This window comes from Tautonia plasticadhaerens (genome assembly GCF_007752535.1).
Lineage (GTDB): Bacteria > Planctomycetota > Planctomycetia > Isosphaerales > Isosphaeraceae > Tautonia > Tautonia plasticadhaerens.
In genome coordinates, this window is record NZ_CP036426.1 from 7572160 (window position 1) to 7591590 (window position 19431).

Genomic DNA, 19431 nt, shown 5'->3' on the forward strand with positions numbered 1-19431 from the left:
CACCGCACAGCCCCGGCAATCGGCGACGATGCGGGCCCGTCGACTCGCCCGGGGAGGGGCGTGCGATGACCCCGGGCTCGACGATGATCCGTCCCGACTCGGGCCGACGCCCGCGACCGGACGGACGCCGGAGGGCGATCGATCCCCGCTCGGCCCGCCCCCGGGGGCCATTCCTCGCCTCCGTCCCTGGGCGACCGGCCGGGCATCCCCCTCCCCCCGTCCGGCGGTCGACGAACCGGGCCCAGGCCGGCCGCCTCGCCCGGCAGGTCCCCACGGGCATCCGGGGCGTGGATGCCTCCCGGTCAGCGAAATTGTCGAGGGGATTCGCCCGAATCCCGCTTTGTTATTTTCTTTCGACAGCTTACAATAGCAACCGCCGTGCATGCCGTCCCCAGGGATCGGGGGCCGGGCACTCCGGCAGGTCCTCCGGGCGCAAGGTCGCGCCGACACGATCGCGAGTCCAGCCCGAGGCGTCGACGCCTCCTCGTAGCGCTTGAGCCCCTCTGCGTCGCCTTCGCCGAGATCGAAGCGGCCCGCCGAGAGGGACGTTCCCACGGTCCGTCACCCACTCCCCGCCCCCCGGTGGTCGCGCCCACGGCCCCCGGCCCCATCACTCCCGCCCCTGGAGACTCCACCGATGAGCCGATCGAAGCAGGGATTGGCCGTCCTCTCCCGCGTCCTCATCCCGGCCGCGACGTTGCTGACGATCGCGGCACTCCCCGCGGCCGAGGCCGGGGAACTCCCCCGGGCCACCGAGAAGGTCAAGGTCCTCGTCCCGGCTTACTTCTACCCCACCTGGTGGGTGGGGTCCCCCTGGGACGACCTCAATCAGGCGGCCTCGCAGATCCCGATCGAGGCCATCATGAACCCGGCCAGTGGCCCCGGCAACGCGCCAAACCCCGACTACCTCCAGGCCGTCGCCGACCTCCAGGCGGCGGGGGGGAAGGTCATCGGCTACGTCCCCACGGGCTACGGCTCCCGGCCGATCGGGGACGTGATGTTCGAGATCCAGGCCTATCTCATCTGGTATGACGTCGACGGCATCTTCCTCGACGAGATGGGCGATCAACTCGGCACCCTGGACTACGAGTCCGTCTACTGCCTCATCAAATTGTACCAATTTGCCGTTGGACACAAGCTCCGCGTCGTCGGGAATGTGGGGGTGCCGTTCCCGGAGGCCGAGGCCTACCTGGATGCGACCGACACGCTGGTCATCTTCGAGGGGCCGCTGTCCAATCCGGAAGTCGTGATCGATTTCGAGGAACTCCCGATCCCGCCGGGCGGGGCCTTCGCCCCGGGCCTCTATCAGGATCCGGGCCAGGAGTTCCAGGTGTCCGCGGTGGCCCCGAACGGCTTCCTCTCGACCTACTACGCCCGGGAGGCGGGCTCGGGGGGGTTCTACGCGGGCTCGAACGCCATCGGCGCGAGTACCGAGGCGACGATCACGCTCAACCGCCTCGACTTGCAGCCGTTCTCGCTGAGGTCGATCGACGTGGCCCGCTACTTCATCTGGAACGAGGGCAACGACCCCGTCACGCTGACCTTCACCGGGCAGCGGGCCGGCGGCGGGACGGTCCAGCAGGCCTTCACCGTCCAGGCCCCCATCGGCACGCAGGCGTTCGACACCTTCTCCTTCTCGGGCTTCACGAACCTGACCTCGGTCACCTGGCAGCAGGAATCCGGCCCGGCCGGGGTCGAACACCAGTTCGACAACATCAGGCTCGAGCGCATGGGGGCCAACTTCGACGCCTATCCGACCGAGGCGCCGTACGACGGCCTGGACCCCTGGTTCCTGCAATACCGGCCCAGGCGGTTCGCGAATTTGGTCTACGACGTGCCGACCGCCGACGACATGGAGGACGCGCTCGACAAGGCGATCGAGGACAATGCCGGCTACATCTTCCTGACCGATGACATCCTCTCCAACCCCTGGGACACCCTGCCGGCGTATTGGGACGAGGAGGTCGAGGCCATCCGGGAGTTCAACTCCTCGGAGTGACGCGAACGCCCCGCGTGTAGTGCCATGCTGGGCCGTCCGAGCCGGGTCGCCCCCGGCGGGTCGCTCCACCTCGCGTGTCGGGCGTCGAGGCCTCGTCGCCCTCGGCACGCGCGCGGCGTCTCCCCCGGGGGGTGGTCGAGGGTCGTGGCCCTCCTCGCCCCGATCACGCCCCTCCCCCTCACCCCGGATGACCGTCGAGCCACGCCGACGCCCCCCTTGCAGGCCGTGGGGCGTCGGCTGTCTCGACCCCGAGGCCGCGTCCGGTCCGGGGGCCGCCCCGGTCCGGCCGACTCGCGGGACGTTCTCGACTCCATCGGATATCATGTGCCGACGGGCGGCGGGCCGGGTCGCCACTCGGCGGCAGGCCTTCGGGGGGACATGCGATGCTATCGATGACCTGCTCCTGCAAGGGAGAATTCTGGGTCAGGGATCGACTCGCGGGGAACTCGACCCCCTGCCCATCGTGCGGCCTCTCCCTGGACGTCCCGCCATTCGAGACGGTCCGGGCGGACATGACCCCCGCGACGTGCAGTTGCGGGGAGATCTTCTGGTCCTCCGCCTGGCAACCCGGGAAGCTCTCCAGGTGCCCGATCTGCGGCGACGTGGTGGGCCCCTCGGAGTCGGCCGGCGAGACCACGGTGATCCTCCCTCCCCAGTCGATGCACACGCCCGGCCCGGCCCTCAAGGCGCAGGGCGGGCCAGCACAGCCGATCCACGCTCGGGAGCAGCCCGACGCCCGGGGGACCGCGGGGCAGACGACGGCCGCGAGCACGACGGAAACCCCTCCCGCCGACAAGCCGGAGGAGCGGGGTCGGCGGCTCGCATCGGCCGGGGCCGCGGTCCTCCTGTTGGCGGCCGGCGTCCTCCTCGGGTCTCGATGGGCCGGTCCCCTCGAGAATGACGACCCCGGCTCCCCCCCCGTCGCCCCGAGGGAGGGTGGAGAGGGGCGCCGGGAGGTGGACGCCTGGCCCCCCCCCAGCCCGATCGATCAGGGGCCCCAGGCCCCCTTGAAAATCCTGGTCCCCGCCTATTTCTTCCCCGCCGCCTCAGGGCTGGACGACTGGAAACGCCTGCTCACCTCGGCGAGGCGGGTCCCGATCGTCGCGGTCGTCAACCCCGCGAGCGGGCCCGGTGAGTTGCCCAACCGGGACTACGCCGACATCGTGCGCGGGGGCACCGCCACCGCCGGGCTCACGATGATCGGGTACGTGAACACCGCGTTCGCGACCCGCCCCCGCCCGGAGATCGAGGCCGACATCGATCGTTGGGTCCGATTCTATCCCGAGATCCAGGGCATTTTCCTGGATGCACAATCCAGCGAAGGCCAGAATGAGGACTTCTACGCCGACCTGAGCGATTACGTGAGGCGGTCGATCGACGGCGCGATCGTCGTCACGAATCCCGGGACGGCCTGCGCCGAAGGCTACTTCGAGTCCGGGGCCGCCGACATCGCCATCGTGTTCGAGAACTCCCACGGTTTCGACGAATTCGAACTCCCCCTCTGGAGGTTTCGCTACCCCCCCGGGCGGTTCGCGGCCGTGCCGTATGCCGTGAAGACGGCGGAGGCGATGGAAGACGCCATCCGGCAGGCCGGCGAGAAGGGGATCGGGTACCTCTTCGTCACCGACGGCGTCATGCCCAACCCGTGGAGGAGCCTGCCACCTTACTGGGCCGAGTTGGTGGACGCCGTCGAGGCGGTCAACGCCGGACCTCCGCGGGAGGGCCTGTGAACGGGGAGGGAATCGGCCATAATTGGAGGCTGGCCTCGGTTGGGTGCGGGTGACCCTCGCGCCGCCCCCGGGGGCCGGTTGGGGCCGGATGCCGTCGGCCACCCCGGATGACGGGGCGATCCCCCCACTCGTATCCCGTTTCGGGCAAGATGCGCCCCATGGTGGTCAATCCGGAGCTTTCGAAGTTCTGGCAGGCGGCGATCCGCAGCGGGATGCTGGACGCCGACGGGCTCGCGTACTGCCTCGAGGGGATCGCCCCGGAGCGCCTGACCCCCAGGGGGCTGGATCGCCGCCTCGCCCGCCAGGCGGTCGCGATCGGGAGGATCACGCCCTGGCAGGCCCAGCAGCTCCTACTCGGTCGCTGGAAGGTCCTGAGGATCGGCAAATACGAATTGCTCAGGCCGATCGGCAGCGGGGGGATGGGGGACGTCTACCTGGCCCGCGACACCACGCTGGATCGCAAGGTCGCGATGAAGGTCCTCTCCGGCGAGCAGGGCAGGAACCCCCGGGCGATGGCCCGCTTCGACCGGGAGGCGAGGATCGCCGGCCAGCTCCAGGACGAGCACCTGATCCGGGTCTTCGACTTCGGGGACGCGGCCGGGGCCCGCTTCCTCGTCATGGAGTACGTCGACGGCGAGAGCGTGTCCCGGCTCATCGAAGGGCACGGGGCACTCCCCCCGGGGGCCGCGGCGGAGGTTGGCCTGCAAGTGGCCCTCGGCCTGGAGTACCTGAACCTCAAGGGGACGCTGCACCGGGACGTGACCCCCTCGAACATGCTCGTCGACCGGGGAGGCACCGTCAAGCTGGCGGACCTCGGCCTGGCGATCGACTTGGACGACGCGGAACGCCTCACCCGCGAGGGCTCGACGATCGGCACGTTCGACTACCTGTCGCCCGAGCAGGCCAGCAATTCGCGGGGGATCGGCATCCAGAGCGACCTCTACTCGCTGGGGTGCAGCCTCTATCACATGATCGCCGGGCAGGTCCCGTTCCCCGCCCCCACGCTGCCCGAAAAGCTGGTCGCCCATCGACTCACCGAGCCCGCCCCGCTCTCGGACCTGGCGCCCTCCTGCTCGCCGGCGCTCGACGCGGTCATCCGCCGGATGATGCACAAGGCGCCCGAGGCCCGGTACGCCCGGCCCGCCGACGTCGCCTCGGCCCTCGAGCCGTTCGCCTCGGGATCGGCCACCCTCGGTCGGATGGTCTCGATGGGGGGGGCCAGGACGTCGGCGTCGTCCCCCGAGACCGTCGAGGCCTTCATCGTCCAGTGGCTCGAATCCGATCCCGAGCCGGAGCTCGACGAAAAACCGAGTGCCCCCGTGGCCCATCCGGCCACCCCGGAGGTCTTCCCCGTGATCTACGTCGAGGCGGGGACCGCCACGGCGGGGGGCTCGCCGGGCGGCCCCCCCCCGATCGGCCCGGGAGGACGGATCGGGGCCCGTCGGGCCGAGGCGAAGGCGCAGCGTCCCCTCGCGATGATCCCGGGATCCCTCTCCCGATTCGTCCGGCGGTTCGCCGCGGGGCTGGGTCGGCGGATCGGCGGACGGCGATAGGTGCCGTGACGCGGTCCCCAGGGCCCGACGCCCCGGGGACCGCCGTCAGGCCGGCCCCGTCCGGCCGTCCGGTCGGGCGACCCGCCGGATCGCCTCTTCCAGGGTCCGGAGGTCCACGGGCTTGGTCAGGTGCTCGGCGAAGCCCGCGGCCCGGCTTTGCTGCACGTCCTCGTCGGAGCCGTAGCCGCTCATGGCGAGGCCCGCCGTGGTGCCGGCCGCGATCGCCTCACGCATCAGCTCCAGGCCGGTGCCGTCGGGGAGTTCGATGTCGCTCAGCAGCAGGTCGAACCGCGATCGGGCCAGAGCGGCCCTCGCCTCCGCCAGGCTGCCCGCCTCCACCACGTCGAAATCCCTCCTCCTCAGGGCCATCGAGAGGAATCGGAGGGTGTCCCCGTTGTCCTCCACGAGGAGGAGCCTCATCCCCACCCCCCCGGGTCCGGGCCGAGGTGCCGTCGACGTACTTCCCTCGGCCCGACCCGGGAACGGGACCGGGGAAAGTTCGATGCGGAATGTCGTGCCCTGCCCGCGACCCCCGCTCTGGGCCGTGAGGCGACCCCCGTGGGCCTCGACGATCGCCCGGCTGATGGCCAGCCCGAGCCCCATCCCGGCGGCCCGCCCACGCAGCCCCGGGCTCCCCTGCTCGAAGGGCTCGAAGATGCGCCGAAGCAAGGCCGGCTCGATCCCGGGCCCCGTGTCACGGAACTCGACGACGAGGGTCACGGGGGGCCGCCCCGCCTCGGCCGGCGGCCCGTCGCTCGAGCGGATCGTCAGCGTCCCGCCGGGGGGGGTGAACTTGGTCGCGTTGCAGACCAGGTTCCAGGCCACCTGGAGCAGCCGGGCGGGGTCGGCCCGCACGTGGTGCGAGGCGGCGGCCAGCTCGAACTCGACGGCCAGGCCCGACGCGGAGACCTCCTCCCGGCAGATCTCCGCCGCCCTCCCCAGCACATCGTGGACGTCGACGACCTCCATCTTGAGATCCAGCTCGCCCCGGCCGATGCGGACGACGTCCAGCAGGTCGTCGATGAGCCGCACCTCCAGCGCCACGTTCCGCCGGATCATCTCCAGCGTCGACCGCGTCGGGGCCTCGTCCTCCTCCAGCATCGCCGAGGCGGCCAGCAGGATCGGCGTAAGTGGAGTGCGCAGCTCGTGCGAGAGGACCGCGAGGAATCGGTCCTTCGCCCGGCTGGCCGCCTCGGCCTCCTGGTACAGCCGGGCGTTGTCGACCGCCAGCGCCACCCTCCGGGACATCAGCTCCGCCGCGAGCCGGTCGTCCGGGCCGAGGGGGTGGCGCCCCTCCCCGACGACGAACGACACGACGCCGAGGGTCCTCCCCCGGGCCACCAGGGGGACGCACACCCACGAACCGATCCCCATCCCGAGGGGGGACGACCGACCCCCGCCGCCCGGCCTCGACGCCCCTGCCCCCCCGGCATCGGCCAGCCCGCCGCTTTCCACCCGGCCACTGCGGAGGGCGACCGCCACGGGGTCCGCGCCGGCCTGGTCGGGCGGGTCGCGGCGCAGGAGCTCGGCCGCCATGGAATGCTTCGCCGGATCGGCGTGCACCGCCGCCACCCTCCGGATCGCGCCGTCTCGATCGAGCAGGTCGACCAGGCAGAGGTCGGCCAGGCGGGGCACCGAGAGCTCGGCCACGCCCCGGAGCATCTCCTCGACGTCGAGCGAGGCCCCCAGGCGATCCCCCACCTCGGCCAGGAAGACGAGCCGTCGGTGCTCCTCGTGCAACCGCTCGAGCAGGCGGGCGTTGTTCACCGCCAGCGTGACCTGGCCCGCGACCGCCACCAGCAGGTCGAGGTCGTCGCCGGTGAAGCGGGCGTGCGGGTCGCTCGTGTCGAGTTGCAGGATGCCGACCGGGCGACGCTCGGAGTCGCGGAGGGGGGCGCACATCAGTGTCCGGATCCGTGCCTCCGCCGCGCTCTTGCTGTCGACGAACCGGTCGTCCGTCGTCACGTCCACGCTGAGGATCGCCCTGCCCTTGGACAGCACGTACTCCATGATCGTCCGGCTCACGGCCGGCGCGACCTGCGCGCCATCCCGGAGCTTGAAGGCCGTCGGGGCGATCCCCCCTCCCCCGCCCCCCTCCAGCAGGACGAGGCCACGCTCGGCGGCCGGGAACACGGAGAAGAGGGCGTCCAGGGCCTTCTCCAGCACGTCCCCCAGGTCGAGGGCACCCGCGAGGCCCCGAGAAATCTCCAGGATCGCCGCCAGCTTCTGCTCGGCCTGCACGCCGATGAGGGCCATCTCGCCGGTCTCGGTCGTCTCCCGCTCGCTCAGGATGGCCGGGGTGCCCGGGATCCAGGGATTCGGCACGACCTGAGGGCCCGAGAACGAGAGGAGGAAGCCGCCGACGCCGATCCGGTCGCCGTCCCGCAACGGGGAAGGGCCGAGGATCGCCTCGCCGTTGAGGAGGGTGCCGCCGGTGCTGCCCAGGTCCTCCAGGACGAAGCCGTCATCCCGGCGGCTGATGCGGGCATGACGGCGCGACACGGAGGCGAACGGCAGGACGACGTCACACCTGGGATCCCTCCCCACGACGGCGGAGGGGCGCCGAAGCCCGTAGGAGAGCCCGGCCATCGGCCCTTCGACCATCGTCAACGAAGGCCCAGCCTGGAGGAGTTGAGACATGGCGATTCGACCTCACCCGCGGATGCGAGGCCAGCGACGATCGGGGACTCCGGTGACGATCGACCCGCCGAGACACGTTTCAGCCCGAGTCGTCGGGCCGTCGGACCGACCCCCACGAATCATTGCATGAATCAAGGCCGAGGGCTAGCGAGTAACCGATCCCGACACGGTCCATATTAGCAACTCTTCGACATTGTTTCCCTCTCCCGGAGAATCCCCCGAGGCCGGGCTTCCCCTCGGGCGGGCGGGCTGCCTCGCGATGACGGCGGGAGCCCGCAGGGTGCCTCACTCCCCCGGGGGCGTCGGCGAGAATCAGACGGCCACCGACGCCACCCGGCCCGGCCCGTCGCTCAGAGGGACGCCAGGGCCTCCAGCACCTCGGCGACATGGCCGGCCACCTTGACCCTGGGGAAGACCCGTCGGACGACGCCGTCCGCATCGATCAGGACGGTGGTCCGCTCCACCCCCATCGACTTCTTCCCGTACATCGTTTTCTCCTTCCAGACCCCGTACGCCTGGAGGACCTCCCTGTCCGGGTCGGCGAGCAGTGGGAACGTCAGGCCATGCGTGTCGGCGAACCTGCGGTGCGATGCGACGCCGTCGGGGCTGAGACCGAGGACCGTCGCACCGGCCGCCTCGCAGGCGGGGCGGGCGTCCCGGAAGTCGCACGCCTCGGTCGTGCAACCCGGGGTCGCATCCCTCGGATAGAAGTAGAGGATCACGGGCTTGCCCAGGAGGCCCGAGAGGGACACGGCGTTGCCGTCCTGGTCGGGCAAGGTGAAGTCGGGGGCGATCTGACCTTCCGAGACCATGAACCACGGCTCCTTTCAGATCGGACGGGGTCGGACGGTCGAGGGGGTCCTCCTCGGGCCGGACGAGCCGCGTCCACGAGTGTCATCCCGCCGGCGGGGCATCAATGGCTCTCGCGGCTGCCGGACAGCCCGGCGGGACGGCAACGATCCGCCCGGCGTCGGGCCGCCTCGGATCCGGAGGCCGCGACCCTGCCGCCCCCGCCCCCGCGAGTCGGACCCCAATCGAAACGCCAGAGTTGATCACATGTCAGATCAAATAGCAATACCTATCCCGGGCGTGGCGCCTGCCTCGTCGAATCCCCAGCCGGGTTGACGGCCCCACACACTCGGGTGATCGCCGGCGAAGCAGTGATCTCTTGTCCAGAAAACGGATTAAAGCCAGAATGGTCTGATGGCCACAGCGAGGGAGCGGACGATCAGGGCCCTGGCGGCCGCCGGGCGGCCCTCCTGCGTGGGGATCGACCTGGCGGGCGTGGAGCGCCGAGAGACCGGGGTGGCGGTGCTCGTCGACGGCCGACTCGAGCTGCTGACCTCGGCCGGTCCCGACGCCGAGATCCTCGCGCTGGCGACGCTCGCCGGGCCCGGCGGCACGGTGGCGATCAACTCGCCGCTCACCCGGCCGCTGGGCCGCTGCTGCCTCGAAGACGACTGCCCCTGCCGCGACGACCCGGGCACACGGAGCCGACAGCTCGAGCGCGAGCTGGCCCGGATGCGCGTCCCCGCCCTCGCGACCGCCTTGCTGAAGGTCCTCGCCCGGCGCGGCGAGCGGATCGCGACGGCGATGCGGGGCGCGGGCATCGAGCCGATCGAGGTCTATCCGTATGCGACCCTCCGTCTTCTCGGCCTGCCGACCGCCGGCAAGAAGACCGCCGACGGCCGCCGTCGAATCCGGCGCGCATTGAAGCCTCTGGTGCCGGGGCTCGACCGCCAGCACGCGTCCGAGCACCGCCTCGACGCCATCGTCTGCGCCTACACCGCCCAGCTCTGGCGCGAGGGCCGGGCTCGGGCCGTCGGCGTGCCCGAGGAGGGGCTGATGATCATCCCGGCCGCGACGGACCTCGTGCCGGAGTCGAAACGCCGGGGGTGACCGCCTCCGTCACCGGCCGCCCGGCGGGCGGGTACCGGGGGCGATCCCGGAGGGAGCTGCCCGCTCGACGACCGACCTCCCCCTCCCCCCGGGAGTCCCCGCCCGATCGGCGATCGCCGGGGATCCTGGGCCCGACGTCCCGCTCGCCCCCCGGCTCGAACTCGGCCGTCCGCGGCGGTGTCGACCGGAGGGGTCGACGGGCGATCGGTCGTCGTTCGGAGACGGGGCCGCGGGCCATCGGCCGGGGAGGAGCCGTCCGCGGGCTCGGCCCGTTCGGGCATTACGAGGGTCCCGAATCGGATCGGGGGGACGGTGGTCGAACTCCCGCCTCCCCCTCGGAGCGGACGCTCGCGGGGTGCCGGCCGAGTCCGGTATAGTCATCGGGGGGCGGCGGCGAGATCGGCCGCCGGGGGGGCGAATGGGACCGACCGGAGGCCGATCCATGGACATGCGCTGGCGACGATTGGCCGCATCGCCGGCCCTCTTCGTGCTCCTCGTCGCGCCCACGCTCGGCCGGCAGGAGCCGCTCCCGCCGGCCGAGGCACTCGTCCTCGACGACTTCGAGGAACCGGGCCTCGGGGGCCGCTGGGAGGCATTCGGGGAGCTGAAGGCCTCCCGGGTGCCGGTCCCCGAGGGGTCGGGCGGGGTCGAGGGGGTCTCCGGCACGGCCCTGCTCGTCGACGGCGGGCCGGGGGCGAGCCTCCGCACCCGGCCGATCCCCGACGGGCCCGACCTCTCCCGGTTCGACCGGGCCGTCGTGCGGGTCAACGCCCGGGGGGCCAGCGCCGAGGACCCCGTCGTCTTCGAGGTCCATTTCTACGCGGCCGGCCGCCGGGCCTGGCGGTGGCGTAAGGTCAGCCTCGACCGCGACGGGTGGCAGGAACTCCGCCTGCCGCTGGCCTACTTCCGGCCCGGGGGCGGGACCAGCCCCTCCTGGGACGAGGTCGACCGCCTCGGCTTCCACCTCAGGACCGACGCCGAACTGGTGCTCGACGGCCTCGAACTGGTGCCGGGCGATTCGGAGGACGCCGCCGAGCTGTCGGTCGATCAGCTCCTCCGGGACGCCTTCGGCCCGGAGGCCGAAACCCGAGTCCACCGCCGCGGGCCGTTCGTCGTCCTGACCGACTCCCCGGACGTCCCCGAAGCTCCCCTCCTCGACGCCCTGGAGGCGATGGGCCGGCGGACCCGGGAGGAGTTCCCCAACCTCCCCGAGCCGACCGGGCCGGTCTGGCTGCTGATCTTCGCCGAGGACGACGACTACCGGGCCTTCTGGCCCCGATTCGCCCGGCGGTTCGCCGGGGAGATGGGCCCGCCGGGCTCGGGGGGATTCACGGCGCTGGGGATCGCCTCCGCCTCCTGCCTGCCGGACGACCCGGAGGCGGTCCGGCCGGTCTTCGTGCACGAGGCGTCCCACGCGCTGATGGACCGGATGCTCGGCGTCGCCTCGGAGGGGAACTGGCTGTTCGAGGCGCTGGGCACCCGGTATCAGCTCGACGTCTCGGGCCAGGACCTCGGGCCGATCGTCCGGCAGGGGCTGGCCGATCCCAAGGCCCGGTCACCGCTCGAGGAGCTGCTCGACGGCGAGCCGGTGCCCGAGACGCGCTACTGGCAGGTCGCCACCGTCGTCGACTGGCTGCTGGACGACCCGGGGCGGAGGGCGGCCTTCCACCTCGCCGTCGACGCGATGCGATCCCGGGGTTCGACCGACCTGCGTCCCCTCGCCCCCGAATTCCTCGGCGGCGACCTCGACGAGCTCGAGCCGGAGTGGCTCGACTGGCTGCGGCGGTCCTACGGCGACGACACCCCCTGAGCCCCGTCGGAGCAACCCATGGGCACGGTCGAGCACTTCGAGCACACCGCCGACGTCGGCTTCCGGGTCCGGGCGGCCGACCTGGCCGATTTGTTCCGATCGGCGGCCGAGGGGCTGTTCGACTACATCGTCGTCAACCGGGGCGAGGTCCGGGAGGCCGACTCCGAACCGGTGGCCCTCCACGCCGGTTCGACCGAAGACCTGCTCGTCGACTGGCTCAACGAGCTGATCTTCCGCAGCGAGACGACCCACCGGCTCTACACCCGCTTCGACCTCCGCCTCGCCGACGACGGCCTCGGCCTGGAGGCGACCATCGCCGGGGAGCCGATCGACCGCGACCGGCACGTGCTCGATCACGAGGTCAAGGCGGTCACCTATCACGAGGCGTCCCTCCGCCGAGACGGCGAGGGATGGGTGGCGGAGCTGATCCTCGACATCTGATCCGGGGGACCGGACCTCCCCCGCCCCCGCTCCGCGACCCGGCGAATCCGCGTGCTACCCCTCCCTCAGATCCGCCGGACCGGCAGGTCGTACTCGGCGATGAACCGGTCGGCCTCGGGCCGGGAGAAGATGCCGGCGGTGGTGCCGACGGCCCGGACGCAGCTCGCGCCCAGGGCACTGGCCAGCTTCAGGCATCCCGGCTCGTCGAGGCCGGAGATCAGCCCAGCGATGTAGCCGGCGTCGAAGGCGTCTCCGCTGCCGGTGCCGTCGACGTAGTCGACCGGATAGACGCCCAGCCTCAGGCGGTTGCACTCGGACAGCGAGACCGAGCCGTGCTCCCCCCGGGTGATGACGACCCGGGAGGCGCCGAGGGCTCGGAACGCCTCGGCCTGGGCCATCGCGTCGTCCTCCCCGCCGAGGATCAGGGCGGCCTCGTCGCTGTTGGGCAGGAAGACGTCGGTGTGCGGCAGGACCGGCTCCAGTTGCGCCAGGTAGTCGGCCGGGCCGGGGCAGGCGACGTCGAGCACGGTGGTGATGCCCTGCTCCCGGGCCCTGGCGAAGCGGCCGGCGAGGGAGTCGGGGGTGAGGCCTGGCAGGATGAGGTAGCCGCCGACGTAGAGGACGCGGGCCCCTGGGGTGATCGCCGCGTCGAGGTCGGCGGCCGAGAGCGCCGCGTTCGCCCCGAAGCTGTGGATGAACCGGCGGTCCTGGCCCTTCACGTTGACGATCAGGGTCTGGCTCGTCGCCCGGTCGGGGTCCACGACCAGGCCCGAGGTGTCGACGCCCTCCCGCTCCAGCGACTCGGCCACGAACCGGCCGAAGGCGTCGCCGCCCACCCGGCAGCTGATCCTCACGCCGACGCCCAGCCTCGAGAGGACCACGGCTACGTTCGCCGCCAGGCCGCCGATGTTCAGGACGAGGTCGTCGACCTTGACCAGCTCCCCGGGCCCGGGGAATCGGTCGATCGGCGGGGTCAGGTGATCGGCGACGATCACCCCGGCGCAGATCACAGGGGCGCCGTTCTTGGCGTTCGCGGACATCGTGGATCGGGCCTCGCACGCTGCGGTTCGGGCTGGGAGCAAGCAAGAATGCCCCAGGCTACCGCGCGGCGGGAGGGCCGGGAAGCGGCTCGACCGGGAGAATCAAACCGCAGGATTGGCCCTCCGCCTCCATCCTCTCCGCGAAGCGAGCCGGGGTACAGGGGTCGGGAACGGTCGCCGGAGGGGTGGTGAGACCGCAGGCTTCCCGATCAATCAGGAGTGGCCACGATGATGACCCGGGCGTGCTCCGGCAGCTTCACGGCGGGGTCGAGGGGACGGACGAGGCCGTCTTCCACGACCCCGGCCACGGCAATCGGGCGGCGAAGGGCGGCGAGGTGGGACTCGACCGGCACCGGCGCAGCGTCGAGGGGCAAGTCTGGCGGGGCGAGAGGAGGCTCGGCGGCGACTTGCTCGTCGAGGGCGTGTCGTCTCGTTGAGCGGTACTCGGGGGACGGTGAGGTCATGAGGATTCCCCTCCGTCGGCCGTGATGACGAAGTCTGCCGGGTCCTCCAGATCCCCGAAGCTGTCCGGGATCGGTTCGTCCTCCCGGTCGTACCACCAGATCATCCAGATGCGATGGCCGGAGGGCACCTCGGCGAACATCTGGAAGGATCCGTCCCGCCGCTCTCGGAGGAGGAAGGCCCGGTCAACTGAGGCTTCGACTTCATCGGCCGAGAGGGCATGGGCGGCGATCTTCTCAAGATTCCAGTCGATCCACTTGAGAAGCCCTGACAAAACCGGGTGAATCACATCACATCCTGGTGGAGGATACGGAAGCAGATGACACAGGCCGCCAGGGTCGTCCAGGCGTCCCGGATCACCCCCAGCCGGTCATACCGCACCCGCATCCGCCGCAGGCCCTTGATCCAGCCGATCGTCCGCTCCACCACCCAGAGGACCTTGCCCAGCCCGCTGCCGTGCGGTGTCCGACGCTTGGCGATGTGCGGCTCGATGCCCATCCAACGCAGTAACGCCCTCGTCCCCTCGCTGTCGTAGCCCCGGTCGGCATACAGGTCATCCGGCAACTGCTTCGGCCTGCCCGGTTTGCCGGCGACGCTCGGGAAGTCGAGCACCAGCGGGATGATCTGGCGGTGGTCGCTCTCGTTGGCCCCGGCGGTGCGGATCGCCAGCGGCACTCCGGTGCGACTGACCATCACCGTGTGCTTCGTGCCCTTCCTGCTGCGGTCGACGGGGCTCGGGCCGGTCGCCTCGCCGCCGCCGAAGGCCCGCACCGTCACGCCGTCGACGACCACCGTGTCGGTCTCCAGCTTGCCAGCCTTGCGGAGCAGCCTCAGCAGGTCGGCATGGAGGCGGTCCCAGATGCCGGCCTCCTCCCAGGCCCGCAGCCGGCGATGGGCGGTGCGACCTGAGCAGCCGAGTTCCTGCGGGACATCCTCCCAGCGATTGCCGGTGGCCAGGACGAACCAGATGACACGCAGGGCGACCCGGTGCCCGATCGGCGGACGCCCGCCGTAGGGGCCGATGGCCGGTTCCGGCGGCAGGTGGTGGGCAACCAGATCGAAGAACTCGTCCGGCATGTGGGCGCTCGCCATGGTGGTGTCTCCTTCGGTTCGGAGGAAAACAGCACCAGGGCGCAAACTCCATGCCACACGGTTTTGTCAGGGCTTCTAAACGTCCGCATGACACAATCCGCCGACCGATCGGGCCCGCCCCGAAAGGCCGAGTTGGGCGGTTGCGACCGGTCAGCCCGCCCAGCCGTCCTCGTCGGCGGTGCGGCGGGAGAGATCCTCGGGGCGGGGTTCGGAGGTGGTGATGATCACCTCCTCGGGCCGATGGTCCTCAGGGGGGATGGCCCGCTTGCCGAGCATCTCCACCAGGTCGACGTCGGAGATGACCTCGCGCTCGATCAGGGCGTCGGCCATGCGGTCGAGGTGCTCGCGCTGCTCCTCCAGGAGGCGGTAGGCGCGGCCGTCGGCCTCGCGGAGGATGCGGGAGACCTCCTCGTCGATGACCTGCTGGGTGTGCTCGGAGTGGTCCCGGGGCTCAGTCATCTCGCGGCCGAGGAAGGGGTGCTCCTCGGATCCCTGGACGAAGACGGGGCCGACCCGGGGGCTCATGCCCCACTGGGTGACCATCATCCGGGCCAGGCGGGTGGCCTGCTTCAGGTCCTCGGCGGCCCCGGTGGAGAGGTCGTCATAAATGAGTTTCTCGGCCGCTCGGCCGCCGAGCAGGACGTCGAGCCGGGCGCGGATCTGGCTCTCGGAGTAGCCGAGCCGATCCTCCTCGGGGAGGAACTGGGTGACGCCGAGCGACCGCCCCCGGGGGATGATGGTGACCTTGTGGACGGGGTCGGTCTTGGGGGTCATCCAGGCGACCAGGGCGTGTCCGGCCTCGTGGTAGGCGGTGGCCCGCTTGTCCTTCTGGGTGATGTACTCCTCGCGCTTGGCCCCCATGATGACCTTGTCGCGGGCGGCGTCGAAGTCCTTCATGTCGACCTTGTCCTTGTTCTCGCGGGTGGCGATCAAGGCCGACTCGTTGACGAGGTTGGCGAGGTCCGCGCCGGACATGCCGACGGTGCTGCGGGCGATCGAGTCGAGGTCCACGTCGTCGGCCAGCGGGACGTGGCGGGAGTGGACCTTGAGGATCTCCAGGCGGCCCTTGCGGGTGGGGCGGTCGACGGTGACGTGGCGGTCGAAGCGGCCGGGGCGGAGCAGGGCCGGATCCAGGACGTCGGGCCGGTTGGTGGCGGCCAGGACGATGACAGTCTCGCTCGGGGTGAAGCCGTCCATCTCGGTGAGGATCTGGTTGAGCGTCTGCTCCCGCTCGTCATGGCCGCCGCCGAGGCCGGCGCCCCGGACCCGGCCCACCGCGTCGATCTCGTCGATGAAGAGGATGCAGGGGCTGTTCTCCTTGGCCGTCTTGAACATGTCGCGGACCCGGCTGGCGCCGACGCCGACGAACATCTGGATGAACTCCGACCCGGAGATGGAGAAGAACGGGGCCCCGGCCTCCCCCGCCACGGCCCGGGCCAGCAGGGTCTTGCCCGAGCCGGGGGGGCCGATCAGCAGCACGCCCTTGGGGATCCGGCCGCCGAGGCGCTGGAACTTCTCGGGGGTCTTGAGGAACTCGACGATCTCCTGCAGCTCGGCCTTGGCGTTCTCCAGGCCGGCGACCTCGTCGAAGGTGGTGCGTTGCTTGGACTTGTCGTGCCGCTTGGCCTGACTCTTGGTGAAGTTGCCGAGGATGCCGCCGTCGAACTGGTCCCGGGCCCGCCGCATCATGAAGAAGATCAGGCCGCCGATGAGGACCATCGGCAGCAGGAAGCTGACCCAGAGCAGGGTGGTCGGCGTGGACGGCTCCAGGACCTCGATGCGGACGGGGACTTCCCGGGGCGTGGGCGGGTCGGAGCCGGGGACGGGGACGGTCGGGCTCTTGAGCAGGGCGATGAGCGTGTCGAGCTCCCCCTCGGTCGGGGGGACGTTGGTGACGAAGTGGGTGACGGTCTGGGCCTTGGCGTTCTCGGTCGGCTTGTAGTCCTCGTCGGGCGTGCGGAGCTTGCCCCGGGCCTCGCTGCCCTGGATGGTGATGGTCTCGATGTTGTCGCTGTTGACCTGGTCGAGGAACCAGGGGAAGTAGCTGACCCGGACCTCGGCCCGGAAGGGGTTCCACATCAGGAACAGCAGGACCATCGCGGCGATCAAGAACAGCAGGGTCCAGGGCGGCGTGGGGGTGGCGGACGACCCTCCGCCGCCGCCCCCCCCGCTGCCGGACTTGCGGCGCTCGGGGGGCCGTCGGTCGGTGTCACCGTCACGGGGCGATCGCTGATTCTCCATCGGCTCGTCATTCCGTCCTTAAGGGCAGCCCGACGGGGACACTCCCGGTGCTCGGCCGCACGACGCGGGCCGGCCGGTCCTGCATGGGTGTCGCGGAGTCGCGGGGTCGGATCGGGTCAGTGTGCGTGCGCGGTGCGGGTGTGTTCCAGCCACTTCTCGCAGTCCATCGCCGCGGCGCAGCCGGTGCCGGCGGCGGTGATGGCCTGCCGGTAGTGGGTGTCGACCACGTCGCCGCAGGCGAAGACCCCCTCGACGTCGGTGGAGGTGGCGTAGTTGGGCATCTTCCCGCGGAGGCCTGCGGGGGCCTCGACCTCGTCCCAGGCCAGGGCCGACCGGGTGAGCAGGTAGCCCTCCGGGGTCATGGCGAGCTGGCCCTCGAAGATCTGGGTGTTCGGCACGTGGCCGATGGCCAGGAACAGGCCGGAGACCTTCAGGTCCTTCACCGTCTCGTCCGTCCCGGTCGAGCGGAGCTTGATCCCCGCCAGCTTGGGGCGGGGGTCGGTCTCGCCGTAGACCTCGTCGACGACGGTGTTCCAGGCGTACTCGATCTTCGGGTTGGCCTTGAGCTTGTCCTGCATGATCTTGGAGGCGCGGAGCGCGTCCCGCCGGTGGATCAGGGTCACCTTGGTGGCGAACCGGGTGAGGAAGGTGGCCTCCTCGACGGCCGAGTCGCCGCCGCCGACGACGGCGATCTCCTTGCCCTTGTAGAAGTGGCCGTCGCAGGTGGCGCAGGTGCTCACGCCGGCCCCCTTGAAGGGCCCCTCGTTGCCGAGCCACCGGGCGGCGGCGCCGGTGGCGACGATCAGGGCGTCGGCGGTGTACTCCCGGATCGTCCCCGACTCGGGGTCGCCGGAGGGGTCGTCGGTGGTCTTGAGGCGGAAGGGGCGCCCCGAGAGGTCGACGGAGACGGCGGTCTCCCACCGGGTGTCGGCGCCGAAGCGCCGGGCCTGCTCGCGCATCCGGTCCATCAGGTCGGGGCCGTTGATGGCCTCAGGGAAGCCGGGGAAGTTCTCGACGTCGGTCGTCCAGGTGAGCTGGCCGCCGGGTTCCTTGCCCTCGAAGACCAGGGGCTCGAGGTTGGCCCGGGCGGCGTAGATCGCGGCGGTCAGGCCCGCGGAGCCCGAGCCGATGATGATCACGGCGGAATGCTGGGGCATCGTTTCCTCACCAGGGTCGGTCGGTCGGCGTCCCGGCCGGGTCGGGCCCCGGCCTGATGGGCGGCGGGACCGGAACCGGGACCGGGCCCCCGGGCGGCTCGGACCGGCGACGACGCCGGCCGGGGGCGGTGGCCTCTGCACCGATTATACGAAATCCGCCCGGCCCCCGCCCAGGGACGCCCTCCCCCCGCCCGCCGACGGACCGGATGCCCCGGATCGGGGAGCCGTGACCTACGCTACCCCTGGAGACACACAGGACGGCCCCCTCGGGGCCCGATCCTCCGTCCCGGCGCCCGGGGGGGCCCCAGGGCCGGGGACGAGGACCAGGAGCACGCGACGATGCTCGTGCTGACCCGGAAGCGGATGGAGAAGCTGTACATCGGGGGTGACATCTGCGTCACCGTCGTGCGGCTGGAGGGCGGCCAGGTCCGCCTGGGGATCGAGGCCCCCCGGGACGTCCCCGTGGTCCGGGCCGAGCTGCGGGAGCGGGACCGGGCCGCCGCCGCGGCCGCCCTCGCCCGGGAGGCGCCGGCGGCCCTCGAGCCCGCCGAGGCCGACTGGCCGATGCGGGTCGCCCCGCCGGCCGACCGCCCCCGGCTCGGCCGGGATCATCAACCCTGCGTCACCAGGTCCGCCTCCCTGAACCGGTAGCCCACGCCCCGGACCGTCTCGACCAGCTCGGAGCCGGGGCCGAGCTTCTTGCGGAGGCTCTTGACGTGCACGTCGATGGTCCGCTCCAGGACCATCGCGTCCTCGCCGATCGCCGCGTCCATCAGCTCGTGCCGGGTGAAGGCCCGGCCGGCCTGCCGGAGCAGGACCTCCAGCAGCCGGAACTCGGTCGGCGTCAGCGGCAGCTCCGACCCCAGGTACAGCGCCCGGTGCCGGTGCTTGTCCACGGTCACGCCCCGGACCTCGATCACCGAGGCGGCGCCCGCGTCGGCCTTCGACGCCCGGCGGCGGAGCACGTTCTTGATCCGCTGGATCAGCACCTTCAGGCTGTACGGCTTGGTCACGTAGTCGTCGGCCCCCACGGCCAGGCCGATCAGCTCGTCGCTCTCCTCGGCCTTGGCCGTGACCATCAGGATCGGGATGTCCCGGGTCCGGAGGCCGGATCGCAGCTCCTTGCAGACCTCCAGCCCCGGCTTGACCGGCAGCATCAGATCCAGCACGATCAGCTCCGGCAGCCGGAGCTGCGCCTGCCTCAGGCCGTCCTGGCCGTCGTAGGAGACGAGGACCTCGTACCCCTCCCGGCGCAGGTTCATCGCCAGCGTGTCCGCCAGGTGGCGCTCGTCCTCGACGATCAGGATCTGGGTCTTGGCCATGACTCGGTCGCCGCGGGAGGAAGGTGCGTCTCGACGCGTCCGATC

At 71.4% G+C, this 19431-nt stretch carries 16 protein-coding genes; 8 read left to right on the top strand and 8 right to left on the bottom strand.

The genetic code is table 11. The features are described 5' to 3' along the window. Positions 1 to 637: 637 nt before the first annotated feature. From ElP_RS30130 to ElP_RS30140, 3 genes are all read left to right on the top strand, one after another. On the top strand, positions 638 to 1999 hold the full coding sequence (locus ElP_RS30130) for a spherulation-specific family 4 protein (RefSeq protein WP_145276560.1): 1362 nt from the start codon (positions 638 to 640) through the stop codon (positions 1997 to 1999). Between the two features lie 383 nt (positions 2000 to 2382). Then, positions 2383 to 3729: a spherulation-specific family 4 protein gene (locus tag ElP_RS30135; protein WP_145276562.1), complete on the top strand. Its 1347-nt coding sequence runs from the start codon at positions 2383 to 2385 to the stop codon at positions 3727 to 3729. 158 nt (positions 3730 to 3887) lie between these two features. Then, complete coding sequence (locus tag ElP_RS30140) at positions 3888 to 5282, top strand: serine/threonine-protein kinase (protein WP_197446495.1); 1395 nt, start codon at positions 3888 to 3890, stop codon at positions 5280 to 5282. A gap of 45 nt (positions 5283 to 5327) precedes the next feature. Here ElP_RS30140 and ElP_RS30145 read toward each other — a convergent pair whose 3' ends face one another. Further along, complete coding sequence (locus tag ElP_RS30145; RefSeq protein WP_145276566.1) at positions 5328 to 7922, bottom strand: ATP-binding protein; 2595 nt, start codon at positions 7920 to 7922, stop codon at positions 5328 to 5330. Between the two features lie 350 nt (positions 7923 to 8272). Further along, positions 8273 to 8734: a thioredoxin-dependent thiol peroxidase gene (gene bcp / locus ElP_RS30150; protein ID WP_145276568.1), complete on the bottom strand. Its 462-nt coding sequence runs from the start codon at positions 8732 to 8734 to the stop codon at positions 8273 to 8275. Positions 8735 to 9125: 391 nt separating this feature from the next. Here bcp and ElP_RS30155 point away from each other — a divergent pair, with 391 nt between their 5' ends. The 3 genes from ElP_RS30155 to ElP_RS30165 all read left to right on the top strand — a co-directional run bounded on the left by ElP_RS30155 (position 9126) and on the right by ElP_RS30165 (position 12072). Continuing rightward, entirely contained in the window at positions 9126 to 9821 is a 696-nt protein-coding gene (locus tag ElP_RS30155; protein WP_145276570.1) for a DUF429 domain-containing protein, read from the top strand. Between the two features lie 442 nt (positions 9822 to 10263). After that, positions 10264 to 11631: a hypothetical protein gene (locus ElP_RS30160; protein ID WP_145276571.1), complete on the top strand. Its 1368-nt coding sequence runs from the start codon at positions 10264 to 10266 to the stop codon at positions 11629 to 11631. An 18-nt stretch (positions 11632 to 11649) separates the two neighbouring features. Next, positions 11650 to 12072, top strand: coding sequence for an archease (locus tag ElP_RS30165; protein ID WP_145276573.1), 423 nt, complete (start codon positions 11650 to 11652; stop codon positions 12070 to 12072). 65 nt (positions 12073 to 12137) lie between these two features. On the opposite strand, the gene ElP_RS30170 is transcribed toward ElP_RS30165, so the two are convergent. Beyond that, the gene (locus tag ElP_RS30170) at positions 12138 to 13112 is read right to left on the bottom strand and encodes a carbohydrate kinase family protein (protein ID WP_145276575.1); all 975 of its coding nucleotides are present in this window, start codon (positions 13110 to 13112) and stop codon (positions 12138 to 12140) included. Between the two features lie 242 nt (positions 13113 to 13354). Between ElP_RS30170 and ElP_RS30175 the strand changes: the two genes are divergently transcribed. Then, positions 13355 to 13549 carry a hypothetical protein gene (locus tag ElP_RS30175; protein WP_145276577.1) on the top strand — a complete coding sequence of 65 codons (195 nt, stop codon included), beginning with the start codon at positions 13355 to 13357 and terminating at the stop codon, positions 13547 to 13549. 23 nt (positions 13550 to 13572) lie between these two features. Here the strand turns inward: ElP_RS30175 and ElP_RS38905 are convergent, their stop codons facing one another. From ElP_RS38905 to trxB, 4 genes are all read right to left on the bottom strand, one after another. Further along, entirely contained in the window at positions 13573 to 13716 is a 144-nt protein-coding gene (locus ElP_RS38905; protein WP_197446496.1) for a hypothetical protein, read from the bottom strand. A 143-nt stretch (positions 13717 to 13859) separates the two neighbouring features. Then, the gene (locus tag ElP_RS30180; protein WP_145276579.1) at positions 13860 to 14666 is read right to left on the bottom strand and encodes an IS5 family transposase; all 807 of its coding nucleotides are present in this window, start codon (positions 14664 to 14666) and stop codon (positions 13860 to 13862) included. A 150-nt stretch (positions 14667 to 14816) separates the two neighbouring features. Further along, positions 14817 to 16907, bottom strand: a complete 2091-nt coding sequence (ftsH, locus tag ElP_RS30185) for an ATP-dependent zinc metalloprotease FtsH (protein WP_145276581.1) — start codon at positions 16905 to 16907, stop codon at positions 14817 to 14819. 116 nt (positions 16908 to 17023) lie between these two features. Beyond that, positions 17024 to 18064, bottom strand: coding sequence for a thioredoxin-disulfide reductase (gene trxB, locus ElP_RS30190; RefSeq protein WP_145276583.1), 1041 nt, complete (start codon positions 18062 to 18064; stop codon positions 17024 to 17026). A 339-nt stretch (positions 18065 to 18403) separates the two neighbouring features. Here trxB and ElP_RS30195 point away from each other — a divergent pair, with 339 nt between their 5' ends. Continuing rightward, positions 18404 to 18715: a carbon storage regulator gene (locus tag ElP_RS30195; protein ID WP_145276585.1), complete on the top strand. Its 312-nt coding sequence runs from the start codon at positions 18404 to 18406 to the stop codon at positions 18713 to 18715. On the opposite strand, the gene ElP_RS30200 is transcribed toward ElP_RS30195, so the two are convergent. Continuing rightward, on the bottom strand, positions 18676 to 19386 hold the full coding sequence (locus ElP_RS30200; protein WP_145276587.1) for a winged helix-turn-helix domain-containing protein: 711 nt from the start codon (positions 19384 to 19386) through the stop codon (positions 18676 to 18678). The genes ElP_RS30195 and ElP_RS30200 overlap by 40 nt on opposite strands. Positions 19387 to 19431: the final 45 nt, after the last annotated feature.

Coding starts and splice junctions, on each gene's coding strand:
- ElP_RS30130 (WP_145276560.1), top strand. CDS start 638: ATGAGCCGATCGAAGCAGGGATTGGCCGTCCTCTCCCGCGTCCTCATC.
- ElP_RS30135 (WP_145276562.1), top strand. CDS start 2,383: ATGCTATCGATGACCTGCTCCTGCAAGGGAGAATTCTGGGTCAGGGAT.
- ElP_RS30140 (WP_197446495.1), top strand. CDS start 3,888: ATGGTGGTCAATCCGGAGCTTTCGAAGTTCTGGCAGGCGGCGATCCGC.
- ElP_RS30145 (WP_145276566.1), bottom strand. CDS start 7,922: ATGTCTCAACTCCTCCAGGCTGGGCCTTCGTTGACGATGGTCGAAGGG.
- bcp (WP_145276568.1), bottom strand. CDS start 8,734: ATGGTCTCGGAAGGTCAGATCGCCCCCGACTTCACCTTGCCCGACCAG.
- ElP_RS30155 (WP_145276570.1), top strand. CDS start 9,126: ATGGCCACAGCGAGGGAGCGGACGATCAGGGCCCTGGCGGCCGCCGGG.
- ElP_RS30160 (WP_145276571.1), top strand. CDS start 10,264: ATGGACATGCGCTGGCGACGATTGGCCGCATCGCCGGCCCTCTTCGTG.
- ElP_RS30165 (WP_145276573.1), top strand. CDS start 11,650: ATGGGCACGGTCGAGCACTTCGAGCACACCGCCGACGTCGGCTTCCGG.
- ElP_RS30170 (WP_145276575.1), bottom strand. CDS start 13,112: ATGTCCGCGAACGCCAAGAACGGCGCCCCTGTGATCTGCGCCGGGGTG.
- ElP_RS38905 (WP_197446496.1), bottom strand. CDS start 13,716: ATGTTCGCCGAGGTGCCCTCCGGCCATCGCATCTGGATGATCTGGTGG.
- ElP_RS30180 (WP_145276579.1), bottom strand. CDS start 14,666: ATGGCGAGCGCCCACATGCCGGACGAGTTCTTCGATCTGGTTGCCCAC.
- ftsH (WP_145276581.1), bottom strand. CDS start 16,907: ATGGAGAATCAGCGATCGCCCCGTGACGGTGACACCGACCGACGGCCC.
- trxB (WP_145276583.1), bottom strand. CDS start 18,064: ATGCCCCAGCATTCCGCCGTGATCATCATCGGCTCGGGCTCCGCGGGC.
- ElP_RS30195 (WP_145276585.1), top strand. CDS start 18,404: ATGCTCGTGCTGACCCGGAAGCGGATGGAGAAGCTGTACATCGGGGGT.
- ElP_RS30200 (WP_145276587.1), bottom strand. CDS start 19,386: ATGGCCAAGACCCAGATCCTGATCGTCGAGGACGAGCGCCACCTGGCG.